General features: G+C 40.5%; 16 protein-coding genes, 2 tRNA genes and 1 pseudogene. 7 read left to right on the top strand and 12 right to left on the bottom strand.

Annotated elements, in window-relative coordinates:
• Positions 1-45: 45 nt before the first annotated feature.
• Positions 46-768 (bottom strand): bifunctional 2-polyprenyl-6-hydroxyphenol methylase/3-demethylubiquinol 3-O-methyltransferase UbiG, encoded by a 723-nt coding sequence (gene ubiG, locus B0X70_RS15445; RefSeq protein ID WP_046396006.1) that lies wholly within the window; start codon positions 766-768, stop codon positions 46-48.
• Between the two features lie 190 nt (positions 769-958).
• On the opposite strand from ubiG, the pseudogene gyrA reads away from it, so the two are divergent.
• Positions 959-3,585 (top strand): annotated as a pseudogene (gyrA, locus tag B0X70_RS15440) (DNA topoisomerase (ATP-hydrolyzing) subunit A).
• 172 nt (positions 3,586-3,757) lie between these two features.
• Positions 3,758-6,574 carry a two-component system sensor histidine kinase RcsC gene (gene rcsC, locus B0X70_RS15435; protein ID WP_217469750.1) on the top strand — a complete coding sequence of 939 codons (2,817 nt, stop codon included), beginning with the start codon at positions 3,758-3,760 and terminating at the stop codon, positions 6,572-6,574.
• Between the two features lie 105 nt (positions 6,575-6,679).
• On the opposite strand, the gene rcsB is transcribed toward rcsC, so the two are convergent.
• Both rcsB and rcsD read right to left on the bottom strand, forming a co-directional pair.
• A complete protein-coding gene (rcsB, locus tag B0X70_RS15430) occupies positions 6,680-7,333 on the bottom strand; it encodes a response regulator transcription factor RcsB (protein ID WP_036814974.1) in 654 nt (217 codons plus the stop codon).
• Positions 7,334-7,336: 3 nt separating this feature from the next.
• Positions 7,337-10,093 (bottom strand): phosphotransferase RcsD, encoded by a 2,757-nt coding sequence (gene rcsD / locus B0X70_RS15425; protein ID WP_246593312.1) that lies wholly within the window; start codon positions 10,091-10,093, stop codon positions 7,337-7,339.
• 147 nt (positions 10,094-10,240) lie between these two features.
• On the opposite strand from rcsD, the gene B0X70_RS15420 reads away from it, so the two are divergent.
• From B0X70_RS15420 to B0X70_RS15410, 3 genes are all read left to right on the top strand, one after another.
• Positions 10,241-10,328, top strand: a tRNA-Ser gene (locus tag B0X70_RS15420).
• A gap of 397 nt (positions 10,329-10,725) precedes the next feature.
• Positions 10,726-11,895 (top strand): RNA-guided endonuclease InsQ/TnpB family protein, encoded by a 1,170-nt coding sequence (locus B0X70_RS15415; RefSeq protein ID WP_217471751.1) that lies wholly within the window; start codon positions 10,726-10,728, stop codon positions 11,893-11,895.
• 133 nt (positions 11,896-12,028) lie between these two features.
• A complete protein-coding gene (locus B0X70_RS15410; protein WP_052105947.1) occupies positions 12,029-12,655 on the top strand; it encodes a hypothetical protein in 627 nt (208 codons plus the stop codon).
• A 39-nt stretch (positions 12,656-12,694) separates the two neighbouring features.
• Here B0X70_RS15410 and B0X70_RS15405 read toward each other — a convergent pair whose 3' ends face one another.
• The 9 genes from B0X70_RS15405 to B0X70_RS15365 all read right to left on the bottom strand — a co-directional run bounded on the left by B0X70_RS15405 (position 12,695) and on the right by B0X70_RS15365 (position 19,705).
• On the bottom strand, positions 12,695-13,363 hold the full coding sequence (locus tag B0X70_RS15405; protein WP_036814968.1) for an RES family NAD+ phosphorylase: 669 nt from the start codon (positions 13,361-13,363) through the stop codon (positions 12,695-12,697).
• Positions 13,364-13,621: 258 nt separating this feature from the next.
• Positions 13,622-14,248 (bottom strand): LysE family translocator, encoded by a 627-nt coding sequence (locus B0X70_RS15400; protein WP_105398069.1) that lies wholly within the window; start codon positions 14,246-14,248, stop codon positions 13,622-13,624.
• A gap of 150 nt (positions 14,249-14,398) precedes the next feature.
• Positions 14,399-15,346 carry an ornithine cyclodeaminase family protein gene (locus B0X70_RS15395; RefSeq protein ID WP_036814963.1) on the bottom strand — a complete coding sequence of 316 codons (948 nt, stop codon included), beginning with the start codon at positions 15,344-15,346 and terminating at the stop codon, positions 14,399-14,401.
• A gap of 21 nt (positions 15,347-15,367) precedes the next feature.
• Positions 15,368-15,910 (bottom strand): carboxymuconolactone decarboxylase family protein, encoded by a 543-nt coding sequence (locus B0X70_RS15390; protein ID WP_036814960.1) that lies wholly within the window; start codon positions 15,908-15,910, stop codon positions 15,368-15,370.
• Positions 15,911-15,966: 56 nt separating this feature from the next.
• Positions 15,967-16,545: a prephenate decarboxylase gene (locus tag B0X70_RS15385; protein ID WP_044467200.1), complete on the bottom strand. Its 579-nt coding sequence runs from the start codon at positions 16,543-16,545 to the stop codon at positions 15,967-15,969.
• 21 nt (positions 16,546-16,566) lie between these two features.
• Positions 16,567-17,514 carry a branched-chain amino acid transaminase gene (locus B0X70_RS15380; RefSeq protein WP_044467199.1) on the bottom strand — a complete coding sequence of 316 codons (948 nt, stop codon included), beginning with the start codon at positions 17,512-17,514 and terminating at the stop codon, positions 16,567-16,569.
• Entirely contained in the window at positions 17,511-18,914 is a 1,404-nt protein-coding gene (locus B0X70_RS15375) for a phenylacetate--CoA ligase family protein (RefSeq protein WP_217469749.1), read from the bottom strand. The genes B0X70_RS15380 and B0X70_RS15375 overlap by 4 nt, the downstream gene beginning before the upstream one ends.
• A gap of 13 nt (positions 18,915-18,927) precedes the next feature.
• Positions 18,928-19,350, bottom strand: coding sequence for a PTH2-like family protein (locus tag B0X70_RS15370; RefSeq protein WP_036814954.1), 423 nt, complete (start codon positions 19,348-19,350; stop codon positions 18,928-18,930).
• Positions 19,340-19,705, bottom strand: coding sequence for a Dabb family protein (locus tag B0X70_RS15365; protein WP_040153963.1), 366 nt, complete (start codon positions 19,703-19,705; stop codon positions 19,340-19,342). Before B0X70_RS15365 ends, B0X70_RS15370 begins: the two co-directional genes overlap by 11 nt.
• Positions 19,706-20,296: 591 nt before the next feature.
• On the opposite strand from B0X70_RS15365, the gene B0X70_RS15360 reads away from it, so the two are divergent.
• Positions 20,297-20,372 (top strand) — tRNA-Thr (locus tag B0X70_RS15360).
• A gap of 1,241 nt (positions 20,373-21,613) precedes the next feature.
• On the top strand, positions 21,614-22,033 hold the full coding sequence (locus B0X70_RS15355; protein ID WP_217469748.1) for an antiterminator Q family protein: 420 nt from the start codon (positions 21,614-21,616) through the stop codon (positions 22,031-22,033).
• The last annotated feature ends 51 nt before the right edge of the window (positions 22,034-22,084 follow it).

The raw sequence follows: 22,084 nt of genomic DNA, 5'->3' as shown, positions 1-22,084 counted from the left end.
AAATATGATTCATTTGCCGATTTATTAATCTGCCAGATGAATATGTCAGACATACCGGGTGTGTAACATATAATTGACGTCTACATTGTGACCAAGGCTAAATTTATCCGTCAGCAGGTTGTAATGCAGGCCGATAATATGCTGTTCTTGTAGAGGTGTGCTGTCAATCCAGCCTATCAACTCTGATGGCCGGATAAATTTCTTCACGTCATGAGTTCCTTTTGGCACCATTTTCAGAATATATTCCGCGCCGATTATCCCTATAAGCCAGGCTTTTTTGTTGCGGTTAACGGTAGAAAAAAAGGCGTGCCCGCCGGGTTTCACTAACTGAGCGCAAGCACGGACGACCGATTGTGGATCTGGGACATGTTCTAGCATTTCCATACAGGTGACGATATCATAAGCTTGTGGATATTTTTCGGCGTGGCTTTCCACAGTTTCCTGTACATAAGTCACGGGGATACCTGTTTCAAGGGCGTGCAGTCTGGCAACTTCAAGTGGTTCCGTACCCATATCCAGCCCGGTCACTTCTGCCCCTTCACGGGCCATACTTTCTGACAAAATACCGCCGCCACAGCCCACATCTAAGACTTTTTTACCGAAAATACCGTCAGAACGCTGCAAAATATAATTCAAGCGTAGCGGGTTAATTCGGTGCAGCGGCTGAAATTCACCATCCAAATCCCACCAGCGAGAAGCAATTGCTTCAAATTTCTCTATTTCCTGTTGATCAACATTGTTTGGGGTGGACGGGGTTTTGATGTTCATCAGCGGTTGTCGCTCCTTAAACTTTCTTAAAACAGGCGGATTCACTCTGTTCTGAGCAGGGTTTACTCAGTTCTGAGATAGTATACACGGCTTAATTTTTAAATACCCGTATCTGATTTTTATAAAACTGTTGGTTTGTGGTATAGTTCTAAACCTTTGAATTCGGAATGTATGAGGGATAGTGGGCTCCATGAGCGACATTGCCAGAGAAATCACCCCGGTCAATATCGAAGAAGAGCTGAAAAGCTCATATCTGGATTATGCGATGTCTGTAATTGTCGGGCGTGCACTACCAGATGTTCGAGACGGACTAAAGCCGGTACACCGCCGCGTGCTTTATGCCATGAGTGTACTGGGAAATGATTGGAATAAACCCTACAAGAAGTCTGCCCGTGTTGTCGGGGACGTCATCGGTAAATACCATCCACATGGGGATAGCGCAGTCTACGACACGATCGTTCGTATGGCTCAGCCGTTTTCCCTGCGCTATATGTTGGTTGATGGTCAGGGTAACTTTGGTTCAGTCGATGGAGACTCAGCCGCCGCTATGCGTTACACCGAAGTACGTATGGCGAAAGTTGCCCATGAGTTGCTAGCGGATCTGGAGAAAGAGACTGTCGATTTTGTGCCAAACTATGATGGTACAGAGCAGATCCCGGAAGTGATGCCAACCCGAGTACCAAACCTGCTGATCAATGGCTCTTCTGGTATCGCAGTGGGTATGGCGACTAACATTCCTCCTCATAACTTATCCGAAATTATTGATGGTTGTCTGGCTTATATTGAAGATGAAAATATCAGCATTGAAGGGCTGATGCAGTATATTCCTGGCCCGGATTTCCCTACTGCTGCGATTATTAATGGTCGTCGCGGTATTCAGGAGGCTTATCGGACTGGCCGCGGTAAAATTTATATCCGTGCCCGTGCGGAAATTGAAGTTGATGAGAAGAATGGCCGTGAAACGATTTTAGTGCACGAAATTCCTTATCAAGTCAACAAAGCCCGCCTGATTGAAAAAATTGCCGAATTGGTGAAAGAGAAACGCATTGAAGGGATCAGTGCGCTGCGTGACGAATCCGATAAAGACGGCATGCGGATCGTGATTGAAGTGAAGCGGGATGCGGTGGGGGAAGTGGTTCTGAATAACCTCTATTCCCTGACTCAGCTTCAAGTCTCTTTGGCATCAACATGGTGGCCCTGCATCAGGGGCAGCCGAAGCTGCTGAATCTAAAAGATATTATTTCGGCTTTCGTATGCCACCGCCGTGAAGTGGTCACTCGTCGTACCATCTTTGAATTACGCAAAGCCCGTGAGCGCGCCCATATTCTTGAGGCATTAGCTGTCGCACTGGCGAATATCGATCCGATTATCGAACTTATCCGTCTTGCTCCGACACCCGCCGAGGCAAAAGCCGCATTGGTTGCTAAACCGTGGGAATTAGGCAGTGTTGCTACTATGCTGGAACGAGCCGGTGATGACGCCGCTCGCCCTGAATGGTTGGAACCACAATACGGTGTGCATGACGGTAAATATTATCTGACTGAACAACAGGCTCAAGCCATTCTGGATCTGCGTTTGCAGAAACTGACCGGCTTGGAGCATGAAAAACTGCTGGATGAATATCGTGAATTGCTGACATTAATCGGCGAGTTGCTATTTATTCTGGAAAATCCTGAGCGCTTAATGGAAGTGATCCGTGAAGAGTTGTTGGCGATTAAGTCGCAATACAGCGATGCCCGCCGTACTGAAATCACGGAAAATACGGCTGATATTAATATTGAAGATTTGATTAATCAGGAAGATGTGGTTGTCACGCTGTCACATCAAGGGTATGTCAAATATCAGCCGTTATCTGACTATGAAGCGCAGCGCCGTGGTGGTAAAGGTAAATCCGCAGCGCGTATTAAAGAAGAAGATTTTATTGACAAGTTGTTGGTTGCCAATACTCACGATACGATCCTCTGCTTCTCCAGCCGTGGCCGCCTGTACTGGATGAAGGTTTATCAATTACCGGAGGCTAGCCGTGGTGCGCGTGGTCGTCCGATTGTTAACCTGTTGCCGTTAGAGCAAAATGAGAGAATTACGGCGATTCTGCCGGTACGTGAATATGAAGAAGGGTTGTATGTCTTCATGGCTACGGCCAGTGGGACCGTGAAGAAAACCGCGTTGCAAGATTTCAGCCGTCCGCGTAGTGCCGGTATTCTCGCCGTTAATCTCAATGACGGTGATGAGCTGATAGGCGTTGACCTGACTGACGGTAGTAACGAAGTTATGTTGTTCTCCGCGGAAGGGAAGGTTGTTCGTTTTGAAGAGGAAGCGGTTCGTTCAATGGGGCGTACAGCGACCGGTGTACGTGGTATCAAACTAAATGGTGAAGATAAAGTTGTTTCTCTGATTATCCCGCGTGGAGAAGGAGAAATTCTGACTGTCACTGAAAACGGTTATGGTAAACGTACTGCTGAAAACGAGTATCCAATTAAATCCCGTGCAACGCAGGGGGTTATCTCGATTAAAGTCAGCGAACGTAATGGCAATGTGATCGGGGCAATTCAGGTTGAACCGACCGATCAGATAATGATGATTACTGATGCCGGCACGTTAGTGCGTACAAGGGTATCGGAAGTCAGCGTTGTTGGCCGCAATACTCAAGGTGTAACGCTTATTCGTACCGCGGAAGATGAGAAAGTTGTCGGCTTACAGCGGGTCGCTGAGCCGGAAGATGATGAAGAGGGATTGGCGGCAGAAGGGGAAGAATCGAAAAGTGATAACACCGATTTACCTGATGCTAACATCGGCGAGTCAGTTGATCCGGTTTAAGTGAAGATATTTTTTTACTTAATATAAGAAACAGGTACTTCGGTGCCTGTTTTTTTAAAGGGATTTTTATTAATATCGAAATATGCAATCAATGGGCCTTTTTAATCTTTAAGCTCTGGTATATCTTGTCATTAATGACATTGAATAATGCCGGTTTTTATTAGGTAACCTTTTGAGATATCTTTCTTCTTTTCGTACATCGCTAAAAATATCCCGTTATCTTTTCCGGGTGCTTGGCCTAATGCTGTGGGCGTTAGGCGCTTTATTAACAGCTTTTTACCTGGTTAATATCTTTAATGAAATCAAGTCGGATATTCGGCAAGAATACAATGCTAATTATGATTCCACGCTCTCTTATGTGCGTCATACAGCAAGTGTTCTGCGGGATATCCAATATATGACAGAGAAGCATTTACTGAATTCTAATGGAAAAAATGCTATTTTTGATTTTCCACATAATAGCCCGACGTTTTCTTATCATCCTCTGAACCAAGGCGCTGATTGTCGTACTTTTCGCGACAACACTCATAGCTATTTAAATTCGTTGAATAACCTCATCTTCTATTGGAAAGATAATCTTGCGGCCCCTCAGGGGTTGAATCAGGTTTTTCTGGTGGGTACGCAAAGTATGTGTATGGTGAATTTTTCTATCCGTAATACCTCGACTGAACCTGATACACTGAAAAAAATAGTTTATGAAAACTCACGCAGACTTATCAGCTTGAAAGATCAAGGTAAAGAACGAAATGTTTATTGGGTTATTCCTGGCGCAAGATCTGATAGCGGTCATCTCTATGTATTGGCGCCGGTATATGTCAATGGTCAGATGGTTGCAATGATAGGCATTGAACAATTCATCAGATTGGACTCTTTTATTCAAAGACAAGACCGCCCAATTTCAATAACGTTATTGAATCGCAGTAATCAACCTGTGTTGCACTATCCAGCAAATGATGACTATAAACTTCATTATGCCGATTATCAGTTGGAAGCGCCTTATTTTGGCTATGATGATAATTTCACCGATTTACTGTTAAAGCGCCGGTTAATGCCATCTTCATTCAGTATCATTTACGCGCTGCCGCTGAAAACTATTTTTGAAGGTTTTAAGCTACAGATTATTAGCAGTATTGTGCTTAATGTGTTATCTGCCTTTGTTATCATTGTTCTGGTGTATCTGTTTGAACGGAAAATGTTTGCTCCGGCTGAGGAGAATGCAATTCGGCTAGAGGAGCATGAACAATTTAATCATAAAATTGTCGCTTCAGCGCCGGTTGGGATCAGTATATTGCGGGTCAGTGATGGGAGTAATATTCTAAGTAATGAGTTAGCTCATAATTATTTAAGAATGTTAACGCATGAAGATCGGGAACGTATTATTCATATTATTTGTGACAGAACCAGCAGTTATGTTGATGTCGTAACCAGTAATCATCATCATCTACAAATCAGTTTTGTTCATTCCCGCTACAGGAATGAAGAGGTGGCGATTTGTGTTTTAGTTGATATTAGCGTCCGTGTACGGATGGAAAAATCATTACAGGAGATGGCGCTGGCATCGGAACAGGCTAACTATTCTAAATCTATGTTTTTAGCTACCGTCAGTCACGAGTTGAGAACGCCGCTTTACGGTATTATTGGCAACCTGGAATTATTACAGGCGCATTCGTTGCCTATTGAATCTATTCGTTTGTTATCAACGATGAATAATTCTTCAGCGTTGTTGCTAAAAATTATCAGTGATATTCTCGACTTCTCAAAAATTGAATCTAAACAGCTTAAAATTGAGTCTAGAGAATTTTCCTGTCAGGAAGTTGTCTCTCATGTTATTTCTAACTACCTGCCGTTAGTGGTGAAAAAACCGTTGACCTTGTATTGCTATATTGAACCGGATGTACCGGATTATATCTGCAATGATCCGGTTCGATTACAACAAGTTATATCTAATTTGTTAAATAATGCGATTAAATTCACTGATACCGGATGTGTGGTTATCCATGTGACGGTTGATAGAGATTATTTATACGTCAGAATAAAGGATACGGGCGTCGGCATTTCTGATAAAGCGCTGGTTCAGTTGTTTGATCCATTTTTCCAGATCATGCCAAATACGGAGAGCTCATCTCAGGGAACGGGGCTTGGTCTGGCGATTTGTGAAAAACTTATCAATCTGATGGATGGTGATATCGAAGTCATTTCACAACCACAGATAGGGAGTATGTTTTCTATTCGTTTACCTTTATATGGTGCGAAATATAGGCCAAACACTCAGCTAATCAATGAGCATCAGCGAAAAATCATCTTGGCTATACGTAATCTTTATCTGGAGGAATTTTTACAGCGTTTTCTGGTTCATCATGGCTTACACACTATTTTGTATAGCGGGCAAAGCACTGATGGTAGTGAAATTATTATCAGCGATTTCCCTGATGCTGTGACTTCCCCGGTATATGGTTATATTGAGTTATCAACCGACTATATTGGCTCACCGGAACAAATCAGAGAAAACTATTGGTTACACAACACTTACCATTTACATGATTTTCCGGTAATGATTGAGCGGCTGATTTCATCGAATCATAATGTGGTATTAAATACCGCACCACCTGTTTTTCAGGTAAATACCCGGTTTAATACTATTATGGTTCTGGTAGTGGATGATCATCCTATCAACCGCCGTTTATTGGCCGATCAATTGAAATCCATTGGTTTTCAAACAGTGATGGCAAATGATGGATTAGATGCGTTGGAATATTTGAAAGAAGGGGGGATTGATATCATTCTGACGGATGTCAATATGCCCAATATGGATGGTTATGCGTTAACAATGTACTTACGAAATGAAGGGTGTAAGCTGCCGATTATTGGTATTACGGCAAATGCACTGGCAGAAGAAAAACAGCGCTGTATTGATGCAGGAATGAATGATTGTTTGTCTAAACCTGTTTCCCTGGTGACTCTCAGGCAGGTACTGGCGGAGATGATTTGAACCGATGATTCTTAAAACGATGAATTAAGACAATGCCCGGCATAAACAAGTAGTTGCCGGGCATCGGGACGACTTTCATATTAAAATTAAAATAACGAACGGTATCTACTGAACATTATCGTTTGTATCGATAGTGACAGAAGCAAGGTAATTGAGTAATGCAATATCGTTATTTACCCCCAGTTTTACCATAGCTGATTTTTTCTGACTGCTGATAGTCTTGACACTGCGTTTCAGTTTTTTGGCAATATCTGTTACCAAAAAGCCTTGGGCAAATAGACGTATAACTTCACTCTCTTTTTGTGATAACGGTTTATCTCCATAGGGGGCTTTCGTCACTTTTTTCAACAGTTCAGAAACGCTTTCTGGCATAAATCTTTCCCCTTCTTTCAGGGCCGTCAATACATCAGGTAAATCTGTTGGTGCTCCTTGTTTTAAGACAATGCCTTCAATATCAAGTTCGAGTACAGCACTTAAGATTGCTGGATTATTGTTCATGGTTAAAACAATGATTGATAGTCTGGGATAATGGCGTTTGATGTATTTAATCAAATTGATTCCATCGCCGTATATGTCGCCAGGCATAGACAGATCAGTGATCAATACGTTTGCTTTAATACAGGACAGATTGTTGATCAATGTGGTCGAGTCTTCCGACTCAGCGACGACATTGATCCATTCAAGCCGCTCAAGTGATTTGCGGATGCCAAACAGGACAATTGGATGATCATCAGCAATAATGACGTTAAGGTTATTCATCTATTAGTTACCCTGCTGCAATAGCCTATTGGTTAAGGACTCAATACGGCTAATGCTATTCTTAATCTCTATTTCGTTACTGTCTGTTATGTGTTGTTCCAGTGTTTCGCAAGAAAGTTTGAGGAGTTCTAGGTCTAACATAGCAAAGACGCCTTTCAGGCGATGTGCTGTTTGCGAAAGCGATATCAGATTATATTGTTCTATGTCAGTATACAGCTTATTAATATCTATCGGTACTGTCTCGACAAATAATTGTCGGTAATCGCTATCAATGAGCTGTTTTTGATAACTATTTATGACATTGCCAAAATCGTAATCACTGCTTTCATCGTTAAATGCTGACATTTCAGCATTTGCATTAAACTCGTTAAAACTGAAACTTCTCTCAATTAATAACGAAATGGCATTGATAACCGCTTCACCCAGATTGTAGTTACACCTAATATAGTCAGGTTTTATCTGCTCAAAGCCAGCCAGATTATCAACCAGTAATATAGTCGATTTTGCCGAATCGTAGTGTTTATCTGTCAACATGATATCGTATTCTCGATTCATATTTTCTTGCTTTTTATCGAAGTAAACCGCGCCATAATGATGCAGATGATTTTGCACAATCTTACGGACTTCCGTATTGCTGATATCCAGCAAGGCAGTAATGTCTTCCAGTAGCGGTGGGCATTGGCCTTGGCCGATGATTAAAGGCAGGCTGATAGCATAGTGCGTACCTAAGTTGGGTTTGCTGTTTATAGTAAAATGACCATTTAATTTTCTACATAATTGGTTACATAGATAAAAGGTTAATCCTGAATTGGATTGATATTTATCACCTGTCGCTTTGCTTAAAAATGGATAATTCAAATTGGTTAAATCTGTTGAATTAAGTCCAGCCCCTGTATCTATAATTTCGATTTGAATTTGTTCTTTGTATTCCTGAGAATAATTAACGACGAGAGATATTTTGCCATAAGATGTGAGCGTGATTGCATAATTGACTAACATCAGGACGATCTTACTGATGGCGGTGCTATCGCCAATAAATAGTGATTCAGGATTAATATTACAATGATAATAATAACTCAATCCTTTATTATTCATCTTAGAAAACACTTTCTTAATAATATCTTCTAAAATGACTGATAATGAAAACGATTCATTTTTTGCTTGCCATTCACCTGATTCTAATTCATTGAGTAATGAAATATTCTCGATCCAGTCTGATATATGTTCAGATTTAGATAATAAATTATCAACGATACGAATACTATTTTCTTCTGTGAGAATTTGTTTCAGTTGGTAAGCGATATGATCTAATTCCTTTATTGGTTGTTTTAATTCAGAACGAATGTTAGTCAGCATAAAACGCCGAGCTTGTACACTCTTATCGTGTTCCAGATGAGCAAGTTGTAGACGCCTGCTAATTAATGCTTCCTGATCTTTATCTTGCAGTAAAAACAGATAAGTTTCCGGCAACAGGCGAATGCTGGACATTTTAATTTCATAGACTGAATCGTCAATTGACGTTTGGATGACACCATGATGTTGCTTTGCCATCATTTTAATTTTATTTAAATCGACATTCGGCAACAGATGATCGGCAATGTTATTGCACATAATTATTTGATTTACTGAGAAATCATAAATCAATAGGCCAATCGGGATATTAGAGATAATATCGTGACTTAACGCGTCCTTGACTTGTAATTCGTGGTTCATAAGAGCGTTTGGCGCGATATATTTTCTACGAATGTAGATAAGCCCACCTAGAGAGAGGATAATAAATACTGAATCAGCCAGTAACAACCAGATGTTTCTGTATAACAAATCGATGAGCAAATCTTTGAGTGATATCCGATACAACAGTTTGTATTGTGTACCTTTGAGTGATTGAGAAAATTCGAGCCAGAAACCATTTTGTGAGATATTAACTTTATTGATTTCATGAGGGGGTTGTTCGTCATCCGACAATAAACTGAAATTTGCCGCTGCCATATCAATAGGAAGAAGATGGCAAATAGGTAAATCGAAAGCGATAACTGTCGCCAATTGACCCGGTGAATTGAATGTTGCTCGGTAAGTATAAAAATAGATATTTGAGCCATTTAACTTACGGATGGATGAAATATTTTCCCGTTCATCTAACGCGGTGGATTGCATCAGCATTTCTGAACGTTTTGATTCGGCAGTCAGTGTTAGATAACTTTCTTTAAATCTCAATTCCGGTTTAAGAATAGAGTGAGTTGTTATCAGAAACAGACTATTATCTTTACCATTCAGATAGTACATGGAGTTATATTCATTGCGAGTGCCCCACAAAATTTCCATATAATTGGAGAGGCGTAGTGCCAACTCTACACTTGTAGCGCTGTGATGACCAAAAATAATCGTGTCGATGGTTTGATAACGATTCTCAAGCCAGTAAACATCAGGCCGTAGCTTCATTGGTGTGACGAGTTCTTGCGGTTTAAAAGATGAGCTATTGGCTTGTTTAAAGATAGAGTTAGCGTGGTAACGATAATCTTCTATCTGTAATACTACTTTGGTTGCAACACTATTTAGCGCATACTTTTTCCCCATTAGCCAGGCATTGAAGTAGTTATAACTGTATAAAAACAGGGAAATAAAAAGCAGAATAATGAACAGACCGTAGTAACGGTTTATGGTTGATGAATTAATAGAAAACTGTTTGTTATACATTCGTTGAGTAGAAGCCTTAATAATTGCTTGGCTGTTTAGCGAGCTTGTTAAATTGGTGAATCTCATGATTCGATCTATTTAGGCTAATTTTAGCAGGATTAGGGCTGGAAAGGATATTGTAGATTGAGGATTGAGCGAACAGTAAAAAAATCACAGAATTTTTACGATAGAGGCTAGACATATTATTATGTTAGGAGCATAATCCCGCGTCATGGAAGGATGGCCGAGCGGTCGAAGGCAGCGGTCTTGAAAACCGCCGATGGGAAACCATCCTAGAGTTCGAATCTCTATCCTTCCGCCAAATAGTGACCCTACGCACATAAAGTGCGTAGGGTTTTTTAGTTTGCGCAGAGGTTCATTACGCACGGGTATATTCAATGTTGCGGGTATGTTTATTATGGCTGGGGTCATAATGCTAATATGACTGATAGGGTACAGCGCATAGCAATTATAGAAGCCTTGCCACTGGGCGAGGGGAGAACAACTCAGCAAATTAAACTATGAAGATTAGAGCCTTTTACTTCTTGACCTTTTAGCAAAATCCGCCGTAAACCCTCGCCCAATGCGGGCGGTGATATAAGGCGAAAAGCCCGCAGGGCTTTCAGGTTATTAACCATCACGTTCACTGGCAGCCCGGGGGGGGGACACGGCCCAAAAAAGCGGTTAAAATACATAAACTATCCCGATGAGCGCTGATGATGTTAAGAGCCACCAAAGTCCGCATTTACCCGACACCCGAACAGGCTGATTATCTCAATGCTCAGTTCGGTGCGGTCCGTTTCGCGTACAACAAGGCGCTCCACATCAAGAAGCACGCTTATCAACGCCACGGGGTGAACCTCAGCCCGCGTAAAGACCTCAAGCCCTTACTGTCAATGGCGAAAAAATCCCGCCGGTATGCCTGGCTCAAAGCGTATGACGCCATCGCCTTGCAGCAGGCGGTGATTAACCTCGATATGGCGTTTTCCCACTTTTTTAATCCGAAGCTGAAAGCACGCTTCCCGGCGTTCAAACGCAAGCATGGCAGGCAGTCCAGCTATCATTGTGTCGGGGTGAAGGTGTTGGACGGAGCAATAAAAATACCCAAATTATCGCCGATAGAAGCCCGTCTGCACCGTGAAATGACCGGAGAGGTGAAAAGCATTACGCTGAGCCGTTCAGCCACCGGTAAATACTACGCCTCGATACTCTGTGATGACGGCATGGCCGCGCCCGCGAAGCCCGCTTTGATAACCCAGATGACAGGTTTGGATATGGGATTGTCTCACTACGCTGTCAAATCCAGCGGAGATAAGATGGCCAATCCCCGTCATCTTATCAATGCCGGCCGTAATCTGAGGCGTAAACAGAAGGCCCTCTCCCGGAAACAAAAAGGCAGCGCCAACCGTCGTAAAGCACGACAGAGGCTTGCCGCCGTACATGAGCGGGTAGCGAATGCCCGCGCCGATTTTCAACACAAACTGTCTCGTTCAATGGTTGACGAAAACCAAGCGATCATTGTGGAGACGCTGAAATCGGCCAACATGATGAAGAATCACCACCTTGCCCGCGCTATCGGGGATGCGGGCTGGCATGGCTTCATCAAGAAACTGGAATACAAAGCCGCAGCGGCAGGCGTCCATCTGGTCAAACTGGATCAGTGGTTCGCCAGTTCGAAAACCTGCCATTGCTGCGGTTACAAAATGCTGGAAATGCCGCTGCGTAAGCGGCTCTGGCAATGCCCTTTCTGTCGAGTCGAACATGACCGCGATATCAATGCGGCGCTCAACATCGAGCGCAAGGGCATAACAGAATTACAGGCGGCGGGACTCGTCGTCTCTGCCCACGGAGGCCAGCGTAAATCCGTCATAAAGACGGTGGCGGCCTGAGAAGTGGGAAGCCTCGCCGTTTTTACGGCGGGGAGTAGTCACAGCCTTTCCTTTACCCATCTGCCTCCAAGCATCAATTTGACGATTCCATAATGTGAGAATACAATAATCGTCAAGCAAGTAAGGAGGGGCTATGAACGCGATACTGACAAACCACAGCAAAAATGCTGATACCCTTAATGAGTACCAATCCCTTTTGCAACGGCGATTTGACAAATTGCTCACGTCATTGATGCCTGAGTTTAAAGAGAAAGCGCAGGCCGCAAATGCTCTTGTGCTAAGTGATAGCGAACTACTTGAACTATTATATACGACTCAACTTGAACACAAAGTCCGAACTCCAGCGCGTGAACTTCGTAAGCTTAAACGCCGTGCTGAAAACCTAGCTCTGTTCTATCAGGAACTTGATAAAATGGGCGGAACTATCAAAGCTGGAGACGTTGCAGAGATACTCTGCATAAGTCGTCAGGCTGTTAACATAAGAGTGAAAAGTGGAAAGTTGCTTGCTTTTAGAAAAAACAGTGATTACATTTTCCCTACATTCCAGTTCATTACCGGCGGAGTCTTGCCTTATTTTGAAGATGTTATGAAAGCGATGGGCGTGGACATTAACCCAGTATCTAAAATGTCTTTTTTAACAACACCATTGTCCTGCAATAGAACACCTCTTGACATTATGATGAAAAACAATGCTTCAGAAAACGAACTGGCTTTGATGCTGAGGGCCGCGTCACAAGTGGGTCATCAGATCGCAAGCTAAAATAAAAAAGAACCCCTGTTTCGAGGGGGCAACTTTATATCATTCAAGTCGGATAATTTTGAAGTTAAGCACTTCTTCCAATAATTCATCTGCTGATATGTCGGGTTCATTCCATGTACTCGGCATATATTCTGAATCCCTGTAATTAACCAGGCTTTGCATCCCTGCGTCTACAAACCGATCTTCCCGCTTTTCCCACACTGCATAACAGAAGTCTGTAGGCCAGTGGCGAGATATATAGCAAATACCATCCATTTCGTTATTTAAGAGTTCATAGAGGCAAGCCATAGCTCTTTTTGTCACTGAGTAATCTTCATCAACCATAACACTTAACGGGATATGTAACATCCCAATAAGTTTAGCAATATCGATAAAAATTAATTTCCTTAATGAACGAATGTTGCATATTCTCGCAGTACGGATCTCAGATTCATCAATAAATCGTAACCCTTCCTTATGCCATAGCCTTCCATAGCTTTCTGCCAGGGCTGTAACTGCTCGGTCGGCCATATAACATACTCGGAAAGAATTATCTGGGGAATTATATCGCCCATCGCCAAAATTGAAGTTTAGAGCAGACGGCCACTCTTTCCTTTGCCAACGTTTTAAATTCCAGTCGCCGGGAGTATAAGTCGGAATGGTATGGGTTTTATAGATTTCCCGAATTTGTTTTTCTAGATCGGGATACAGAATCTCCTTGGGTAGCATTTTATACCTACATCGAAAGCTTTTACCTATCCGGTGAAAAAAAGCAGAGCGCTTGCTCGTTGGCGCTGTAAATGTCATTGATAACAAAACAATTATACAACTTTTAACTGCATTTCCAATAATAAATATGTGCTGTGGTTTCTGGGGACGAGCTATGTCTGTAGTTTATTGTGTGTCCACGATTTATTGGTAAGAATGGTTTTCCAGGACGGATTCTTATTCAATAAAACCGTGGAAATAGTAAGAGATTAAACTTTTTTAATCGGCTTTGAACAGCATAGTTACAGCGGTTACGAACATGATGACAGCCGCACCTTTAAATAAAATCCGTTGTGCCCGTTGGCTTGATAACAAATGTCGAATACTGAGAGCGCCGAGAATAAATACCGCTCCTACGCTGAATAAGACAAGAACCGTCAGTGGTACTAACATGAACCCCCAGTTTTGCAACGAGATAGATTCCATGTTAATGACCAAAGGTAATAGTGCGAGATAGAAGGCAATCGTTTTAGGGTTACTTAGCGTTAGAGTGAGACCAGATAACCATGCCGCAGCCAACTCCTTTTTCTTAATGGGTTGGTCTTCACCAATGGATTGATGATCGGCAAACCAGAACTGCCACGCCAGATAACCCAAATATAAGGCGGCGCCCCATCTCACCACAGCAAATAAGGTGTCAAAACTGTGCGCGATAATAGACAAGCCAAAAACAGCAAAAGATAAATAAGTTAGATCGCCAATAATCAGGCCAAACAACACACAAAATCCCGCTAACGCGCCACTACTCACACTTCTGGCAACCAATGCTGCCATTCCTGGGCCGGGTATCGCCGCAGCAACAGTCAGTGCCGCTGTATAGGTTACTATTTGTGACACTTCTAGCATATCTTTCCTCTCAAAATAACACTTTGAAGTAACAGAACATAAAAATGTCACTTGCGAATGCAAGTGACAAATGGATTCTTTAATATAGACAATAACGACATTTTTCTAATGCTGAACGTCTTAAGTTTGGCATATTTTTATCCAAAATAGTTAAGACATTTTTATTAGTTGTCGAATGACTTCCCGAGAAAATACCATATCTTGAACGGCCAAACCAACGGATTGAAAGATAGTCACACCCTGATCGCACAAATTGGAATGAGATTGAGAAATGGCGCCAATTTCTATTCCAATGTCTGATCCGCTAAGAATACCTTTCTCTCTTGCTTTAATAACCGATTGAGAGGCGGCAAGTACTGATTCATTGGAATCAGTAAATAGGGTTGTATGGCTATACATATCTTCGCTAAGTTCCTGAAATTCCAGGGCCGAAGCGCCAATGGCATTGACATGACATTTAACCGGTAACTCTTTTCTACTGAGTATAGGGTCACGCGATGCTGTGGTTGTGCAAATGATGTCACTATTGAGTACCGCCTCAGCAGGTGAGGCTTTGATCGAAATGGGAAGATTGAGCGTTTTATCACACCAGGTGACAAACTCACGGCATCTTTCTGCATTACGACCCCATAAAGTGACTTCTTTAATCGGGCGTACATATAACATGGCTTGCAAATGTGCTTTTGCTTGTAAGCCAGTGCCAAGTATCGCCAACCGGCTAGCATCTTTTGCGGCAAGAAGATGGGTTGCATAGGCAGAGGCGGCGGCGGTGCGAATTTCTGTGATAGCGCCGGCATCTACCGCTGCAATCCCTGAAACTCCCGGTTCGTCGTAAACTAACACACTACCGATGTGTGAAGGTTTATCGCTGTTGCTTTGAAACCTCACTACCACCGATTTTAGCCCAAACCCTTTGTATGGCCCTTCCTTAATATAAATCGGCATGGTGCCCATTAAGCCGTCTTCGCCTTTAACGATATTACGTAAAGGTTGTTCTACTTTTCTCTCCGATTGCAATTTAAATGCTATTTCACTTAGCTTAAGACTAAGTTCCATCGTCAAATAACGTGCAACGGTTTCTTTATCGACATAAAGCATATTGATGCCTTTCAATATCAGTTAAAGGTCGTCCAGCTTGAATTTATCATCAATTTCAGTTCCGGCAATACTATTGAGAATTGTCGACATATTCTTTTGAGAAACGCCTAACACAACGTCCAACATACTCTGTTTGCTGAAACCACGGCTTAAAAATAGATCAATAGCATCTCTTTTCAATTGTCCCCGGCAGTAAATAACCTCTGTGGTAAATTCACGCAGTGCCAATAATCGTGGGGAGAGATCGTCGGTTTTTTCAATCAATGCCTTAACCGTTTTTTTGTCTACACCATTATGAATTGCAATAAAAGCGTGGGCTTGAATTGTATAATTACAACCATTTTCTATGCCGGTTGTAATCCACACTACAGCTTTTTCCTCTTCATTCAATGAACTATCAATAAATAGGTCGTGTGCTCGTTGGTAAGCGGCTAATAATGAGGGAGATTCTGACATATAACCACTTTGGTTCGGTACCCAGCCGAAGTCATTAATAGAGCTTTGAAGTAATTTTTTACTTTTTTCAGGTGTGGTAGCAATAGTGTGTAGCGTAAGTAAAGACATAGTAACCTCTGTATATTAGATCTATATATTTGCCTATTTTAAAGCAGCGTTAGCTTTTATGCGGCTGTAAATACTGACCAAAGCATTTGAATTGGTCGAATGTGAGAAATAAATTTTAAATTGTGTAATTTTGCCGCCACTTCTGTCGTGAGTGCGGCATCTACCTCTGAATTAGCGACTGCTTTTGCCGCTGAACTGGTTGAGTCTTTAAAAATGATATCCGCAATTCTTAGATTATCAGGCAACAATTCTGGAATTAAAGCCTTTGGTGCCGGATGGGTTGCAATGACGATATTATCTGTAGTTAGTTCATCACGAATAGCGATACCATAATTAGGTGTGTAATTTAAAAATGCGGATGACAAGTTAAACCTGTTATCCATATAAAACTCACTGATATTGTAATAAGCATTGGCTACCACCAATGCCTGACAATTATTTAAAATAATTTGATTGCTTGCTTCTTCGTAAGTATTACATAAAACAACTTGGTAACTTTTGGCGACTTTATTTTTAATAGCAAATTCACCAAAACGAATAGCGGATTGTTCGCTACTTGTGCCTGACGGGCCTAAGGTAGCAATATCTAGAACATCAAATGTATCTTTGTAGAAACTAAAAAAAACACATTCCATGATGTCTCTCCTGGAATTACACTAATAAACTGGATTTAACCAATGTGAGAATTTATCTATTCTGCCTCTAATTATTTCTTGATAATCTTTGGTAATAACATTGGCTATAGAATCTTCTTTTTGTATATATGACACATCGTCTATTTGCGAAACAATTGATATTTCAAGGCCAGTACCTGTTAAAAAGCAGGCATCTGCTTCATAGAGATCCTTTTGCTGAATTTCTGACTCAATACAGGGAATATTGTGGAATTTACAAATATCGAAAACAGATTGTCTGGTTATTCCATTGAGTATGCCGGCGCTAAGCGATGGTGTAATAACACAATTATCCTTAACAATAAAAACATTTGATGTACTTGCTTCTGCACACATGCCTTGTTCATTCAGCATGATAGCGTCATCAAATCCATTCTCTTTGGCATCTTCATGAGCAAGTGCGGAATTAACATAAGTGCCGGTAATTTTGGCAGATGATGGAATTGCCGCATTTGATACACGTCGCCATTTTGAAATAAGGCATTTAAAATCTGTTTTTTTAGTGTAAGCGCCCATAGGTAAAGCGTTAATACAGAGGGTTGAATTGACACCGCTTAGCTTAACGCCAAATTTTTCACCCGGCATTAACGACTTTTTAAGTGCTAATGGCCTGATATAAATATCTTGTTTGAAACCGTTTTTAATGATGATATTTTTAGTAATGTCAGTTAACTCCTGACTGGTATAGGGCAATTCAATTTTTAATGTTTTAGCTGATTGTATTAACCGTTCATAATGCTCATGCACTCTAAATAAATTAAGTTGGTTATTATCTTGATCCCAATAAGCCCGGATTCCCTCAAATATACCGGTGCCATAATTTAAAGCTTGTGTATTGGCAAGAAAGGTCGCATTGCTAAAATTAAGATATTCCCCGTCTAGAAATACGATCCAATCTTTATTAACCGGGCTAACGATATTGTTTGTCATTTAGTTGCCCTCTTTTTCATGATTTCTAAAGCTGAATTTCGTTCAATATTGTTGGTATCATCTCTCAGATCATGGATTCGTGCTGCTTTCCAGCTTACCATTGCCGCGGTTCCAATAAGTCCACCGACATCTCCTACATGGATGTCGACATTCATATTGAATTTGGATTCCATTTTTTGCTTTATCTTACTAATGAGTGACGCATCATGTAATTCGTCACACGGCTCTAAAGTGATCTTAAGCTCATCGGTACCGGCTGTATTGTTGATTTCAATAAAATATTCAAAACAATATTCGAGCTCTTCAAAGATGGCATTTTCAATATCAAAAGCATATACATTAGCATTGTTTAATACTAATACATCTTTTACTCTGCCGATGGGTTCTATTTCCCATTGATTTAAGCCTATTGCTTTACACCGAACCATATCCCCTGTTTTGTATCGAATCAGCGGCTTATTCCCTTTATATAAATGGGTAATCACTAACTCACCAGCAACGTGATTATCACCAACATTGAGTTTCTGCTGAGTAAAAGGGCAAATGAGTTCGTAATAATTATTGTACGGAATAGTAATAAGCTTATTGGTATCGTTACAAGCCGCCAGAATTGACGTTTCTTGTGAGGCATACATACAGTTGTAAATTTTAGCGCCCCAGTTCCGAGATAAATTCATTAATCTATTTGGCGTAATAAGTTCGCCAAGGACTAAAATGATTTCGATACCTAATTCTTTTGCATCACATGCGTTGTCCCGGCAATATTTTAGCAACTCAGCGGCGACCGCAGGTGTGCAAACTAAAGCGGTTATTTTGAGGTCTTGTATCAACCTGAGTACTCTATGCATGCCAACAACAGGCGAACGAGGCCACATTTTAATAACGGTATGCCCTAAACTGCGAAATACATCTTCAAAGGTATCTCCAGTGGAGTGCAATTCCGTTGGACCCATCACGCCAATAATGTGTTGTTTGCCTTCCTGATTAAAAATAGACTCATATTGCAGAGTCAGGAAGCTATTATTGACTAAAGAATCTATTTCATTGCGAGGACAAGGCGTTGATGGCCCAGTTGTCCCTGTGGTTTCATAATATATCCAGGCATGACTCAAGCTATCTGAAGATATTGTATTTCCTGCCTTACTTAAGTCTAATTTTGTGGTGAAGGGCAGTTTTTCAACAAATGAGGATAAATTATCATCATCATTTGGGTTTATTGCGTTTAGGCGATCTTGATAGAAAGTTGAACCCTTCTTCGTATAGTTTATGATTTCTTTCAACTTTTCATATTGTATTTTTTCCAATATGGGGATATCTATCTCGCCAGATAGATATCTTTTTAATTCGGTAAGGTACTTCAGCCCTAACTCATGAAGATCGGTTCTAAAAATGGAATACATATATGCTACCTGGTTATTTATAAAGTGGTAAGTTGCCAGTGAGTTTATTGATATCTTTCTTTGGTCCAACTATGCCAATTCCGGATAACTTCAATTCATCCGAATGCTCAGCAGATAATTTTCCTTCGTATTCCTCATAGGTTCTGCATGATTGCGCTAAACAGGAAAAAGGGCTTAATTTAAAATTATCGTTAGATTTTAATTCATTATGAATAGCATCCAGTACATCATGGCTTGCTTTCAAAATAGGCAAAGGCGTTTTAATGACACCGGGATAACAGATGCTATCTTTACTAAAGACATCATGCCCTACAATGCCGTTAATGTTTCTACCAATTGAAACGCTAATGACGCTCAGTGCATTCATGGCTAATCCAAGTGGCAGACTATCAGCGATAACGACGACACTTTTATGTAGGTTTTCGTCAAACTCCATACGACTTTCCTATTAACTGAGTGAAATTCATCAACTTATTTACATCGATAATAATATCAGAAACTGTCCATGTACTTATTTCTTTCCATAGCACTACGCCTTTTATATGATCGGGATGATGCATATATATGTTCAGGTCTTCGTAACTTTCAAAGTAACCAATTAAACTAAAGTCAACTGATTGCTTTCTGTCTACCGTACTGCGGCCACAAAACCATCCTTTTATTTCACTTATCTCATTTATATGATTTAGAGTCACCTTCTCTGCTAATATGGCTTTTTCACTATCCCAGCTTATTCCATTCTTGAAGGTAAATAGGACTTGATGTGCAATCAAGTTATTTTTGCCCAACATGACTTACCTCATAATTAATGATTTTGAGTTATAATAACCTATGGAAATAATTTAATTTACACTTAATATTAGCGCATGCCTGATTTAGTTTTTTTGATTTGCGTCTAATTTAAATATCATATTGCATTTATAGCAGTCAACTATTTCCCAGTGGTAATAATTTAAAGGAAAGTGGAAAAATTGTGATTTTGACAATGATAAGAAAGCTGTTATTGCTTGCCTCTTAAATGTCTTAATCTTCCACTGCTACCGAACGATAAGGTTGTTTTATGACCGGTGGTTATTTTCTGATAGGCAGTAATGGTCATAAAACATTTTGTTGTTATTTCTGATTTGTCAGTAAATGAGCTGTTTTTTTGATGTTGAAAATAGCTAGATCGTCGATTGCATCATAATAAGGAGTTAAAACAATTCTGAGGATTTGTGGCAGTAGCCTTGTGTTAGTAGGTGTGCGAATCATGGCATGCCGTTGAATATGTCACTAATGATAGGTGTTTTGGTAATATTTTTAAATAATCTATTATTTATGCTTGATTGTTTGCATTGGGTTGTAATATACTGCGCTCGCTTTCAGGGGCCCCCCTGAAATACGCCGGCTTAGCTCAGTTGGTAGAGCAACTGACTTGTAATCAGTAGGTCACCAGTTCGATTCCGGTAGCCGGCACCAAATCAAATAAGAAGCCGTTATCTTTTCAGAAGGTAACGGCTTTTTTTCTTGCTTCATCTCAGATGGTGCTGTTCATATATCCAGTGAATTTTACTATTTCCTGTTATAATTTCCCGCTTAAATGGGGTACCTGAATTTATCGTATAGTTAAACTCACTGTCAGGTCGCTCGGAATAGAACAGAGTGACCAAAAATAAAGGATATCAGACGTTCAGATAATGCGGATTTATTTTCGCGGGTAAAAACTAACAGAGAAAAATATTGGCATTTGAGGTATCAGTTTTCCAGCATGAAAAAATGTTTGCTATCGACGTGTATCCATCTATTTGTCTGGTGAAAGCCGAAAATAAGATGGGATAGGATAGAAAATAGCAGAAGATATTGATACTGCAAAAGAGTATCAGATAAAAGCAATTTCAGCTCAGAAGAATATTTTTGCTAACTATTTACTGGATAGCATGGGCTTAAAAATCTCATTGATCAGAAGAGGGTATATCTGACAGTGTTAAAATTTTTCACGTAGATATTTACCTGATAATCGGTAATTTATCGTTAGTAACATTAATCCTGTTGGTGGCTTAAATGTCTGGTTTAATCTAGTGGAGATATTTAGAATAGGGATGTTGAGATCTCACATTTACACTGGCTGGTTGTCTATCACCATGTAAACAAGCTGATTTCTGTACCTGTGGCATAGGTGTGGCAATCACTCTTAATCGGCACTTTATGACGGATTTCAAAGTCGATTCAAAATATTTTTTACACTTAAATATCCATGAGATAAAAAATCTGTGCTATTTTTTATTTAATGCATTTTTCATCTCATAATAAAAAAGGAGGTGTCATGTTGCTTGAAAACTTTTGATAAATAATAAAGAGCCTGTGTGTTGCTTTAGGTGCTAAGCGTTTTAAAGGAAGGTACATTAGAGGATTAAATGAAGATTATAAATTTGTATAATAAATACGTAGATGAGGAAGATAAACACTTTATGTCCATCCGTATTAACAACGATATTATGTGTTTTCCTCTGAAACTAAGCTTGGTCCAGAATAGGGATTGTTTACGATTTGTATTTAATAGACTAAGTAACCAGATGTATTTAAACAATGTAGTTACGTAGCAGAGAAACACAAAAATAGAGAATGAGAAATTTGTTATAATGCCGAATGCATGGATGCATGAGACCATCATGAAAATAATTTTTACTACTATTTGTTACTAAAAGTTAAGGTCAAAATGTATGCGCAATATTCAACAAGTTTTAGAGTGTTGGGGCGGTTGGGTTGATGATGCCACAGGTGTTAATTGGCCGCCAATCGCTGCTGGATTTAAAGGTCTGATTGCGTCAACTCGTTCATTACGTCCTTCCTGCTGTGATAACGATGGCTTGATCATCGATGCTTGTATCGCAAAGTTGCAGACGGTAGGTAAATCTGAAGAAATTGAAATGTTATTTATGTACTACGCTTTAGGACTTTCCAAACGGTCCATCGCGCGTTTAATTAAAGTGCCTGATATTGAAGTACGTTCCCGGTTGCAAAAGGGGGAAAGTTTTGTTCAGGGATGTTTGGCCATGCTTGATATTAAGTTAGAAATGGATGATGAAGTACAAAAACACAAAAAGCTTGTGCGTACGCAAAAAACTATGGTAGTGTACTAATTAGTTAAAGTTGCGAATAAGCCCTGATAGAAATATCAGGGCTTTTTTCAT

The sequence above is a fragment of the Photorhabdus akhurstii genome, from assembly GCF_019090985.1.
Taxonomy (GTDB): Bacteria; Pseudomonadota; Gammaproteobacteria; order Enterobacterales; family Enterobacteriaceae; genus Photorhabdus; species Photorhabdus akhurstii.
This window is presented reverse-complemented; position numbering and strand designations above follow the sequence as displayed.

Excerpts from the sequence above, each read along its gene's own strand:
- B0X70_RS15365 (WP_040153963.1), bottom strand. The coding sequence starts at position 19,705 with ATGTTGGGCAAAAATAACTTGATTGCACATCAAGTCCTATTTACCTTC.
- B0X70_RS15415 (WP_217471751.1), top strand. The coding sequence starts at position 10,726 with ATGTTAAGAGCCACCAAAGTCCGCATTTACCCGACACCCGAACAGGCT.
- B0X70_RS15385 (WP_044467200.1), bottom strand. The coding sequence starts at position 16,545 with ATGGAATGTGTTTTTTTTAGTTTCTACAAAGATACATTTGATGTTCTA.
- B0X70_RS15380 (WP_044467199.1), bottom strand. The coding sequence starts at position 17,514 with ATGACAAACAATATCGTTAGCCCGGTTAATAAAGATTGGATCGTATTT.
- B0X70_RS15355 (WP_217469748.1), top strand. The coding sequence starts at position 21,614 with ATGCGCAATATTCAACAAGTTTTAGAGTGTTGGGGCGGTTGGGTTGAT.
- rcsB (WP_036814974.1), bottom strand. The coding sequence starts at position 7,333 with ATGAATAACCTTAACGTCATTATTGCTGATGATCATCCAATTGTCCTG.
- B0X70_RS15390 (WP_036814960.1), bottom strand. The coding sequence starts at position 15,910 with ATGTCTTTACTTACGCTACACACTATTGCTACCACACCTGAAAAAAGT.
- B0X70_RS15395 (WP_036814963.1), bottom strand. The coding sequence starts at position 15,346 with ATGCTTTATGTCGATAAAGAAACCGTTGCACGTTATTTGACGATGGAA.
- B0X70_RS15375 (WP_217469749.1), bottom strand. The coding sequence starts at position 18,914 with ATGTATTCCATTTTTAGAACCGATCTTCATGAGTTAGGGCTGAAGTAC.
- ubiG (WP_046396006.1), bottom strand. The coding sequence starts at position 768 with ATGAACATCAAAACCCCGTCCACCCCAAACAATGTTGATCAACAGGAA.
- B0X70_RS15410 (WP_052105947.1), top strand. The coding sequence starts at position 12,029 with ATGAACGCGATACTGACAAACCACAGCAAAAATGCTGATACCCTTAAT.
- rcsD (WP_246593312.1), bottom strand. The coding sequence starts at position 10,093 with ATGAGATTCACCAATTTAACAAGCTCGCTAAACAGCCAAGCAATTATT.
- B0X70_RS15370 (WP_036814954.1), bottom strand. The coding sequence starts at position 19,350 with ATGGAGTTTGACGAAAACCTACATAAAAGTGTCGTCGTTATCGCTGAT.
- B0X70_RS15400 (WP_105398069.1), bottom strand. The coding sequence starts at position 14,248 with ATGCTAGAAGTGTCACAAATAGTAACCTATACAGCGGCACTGACTGTT.
- B0X70_RS15405 (WP_036814968.1), bottom strand. The coding sequence starts at position 13,363 with ATGCTACCCAAGGAGATTCTGTATCCCGATCTAGAAAAACAAATTCGG.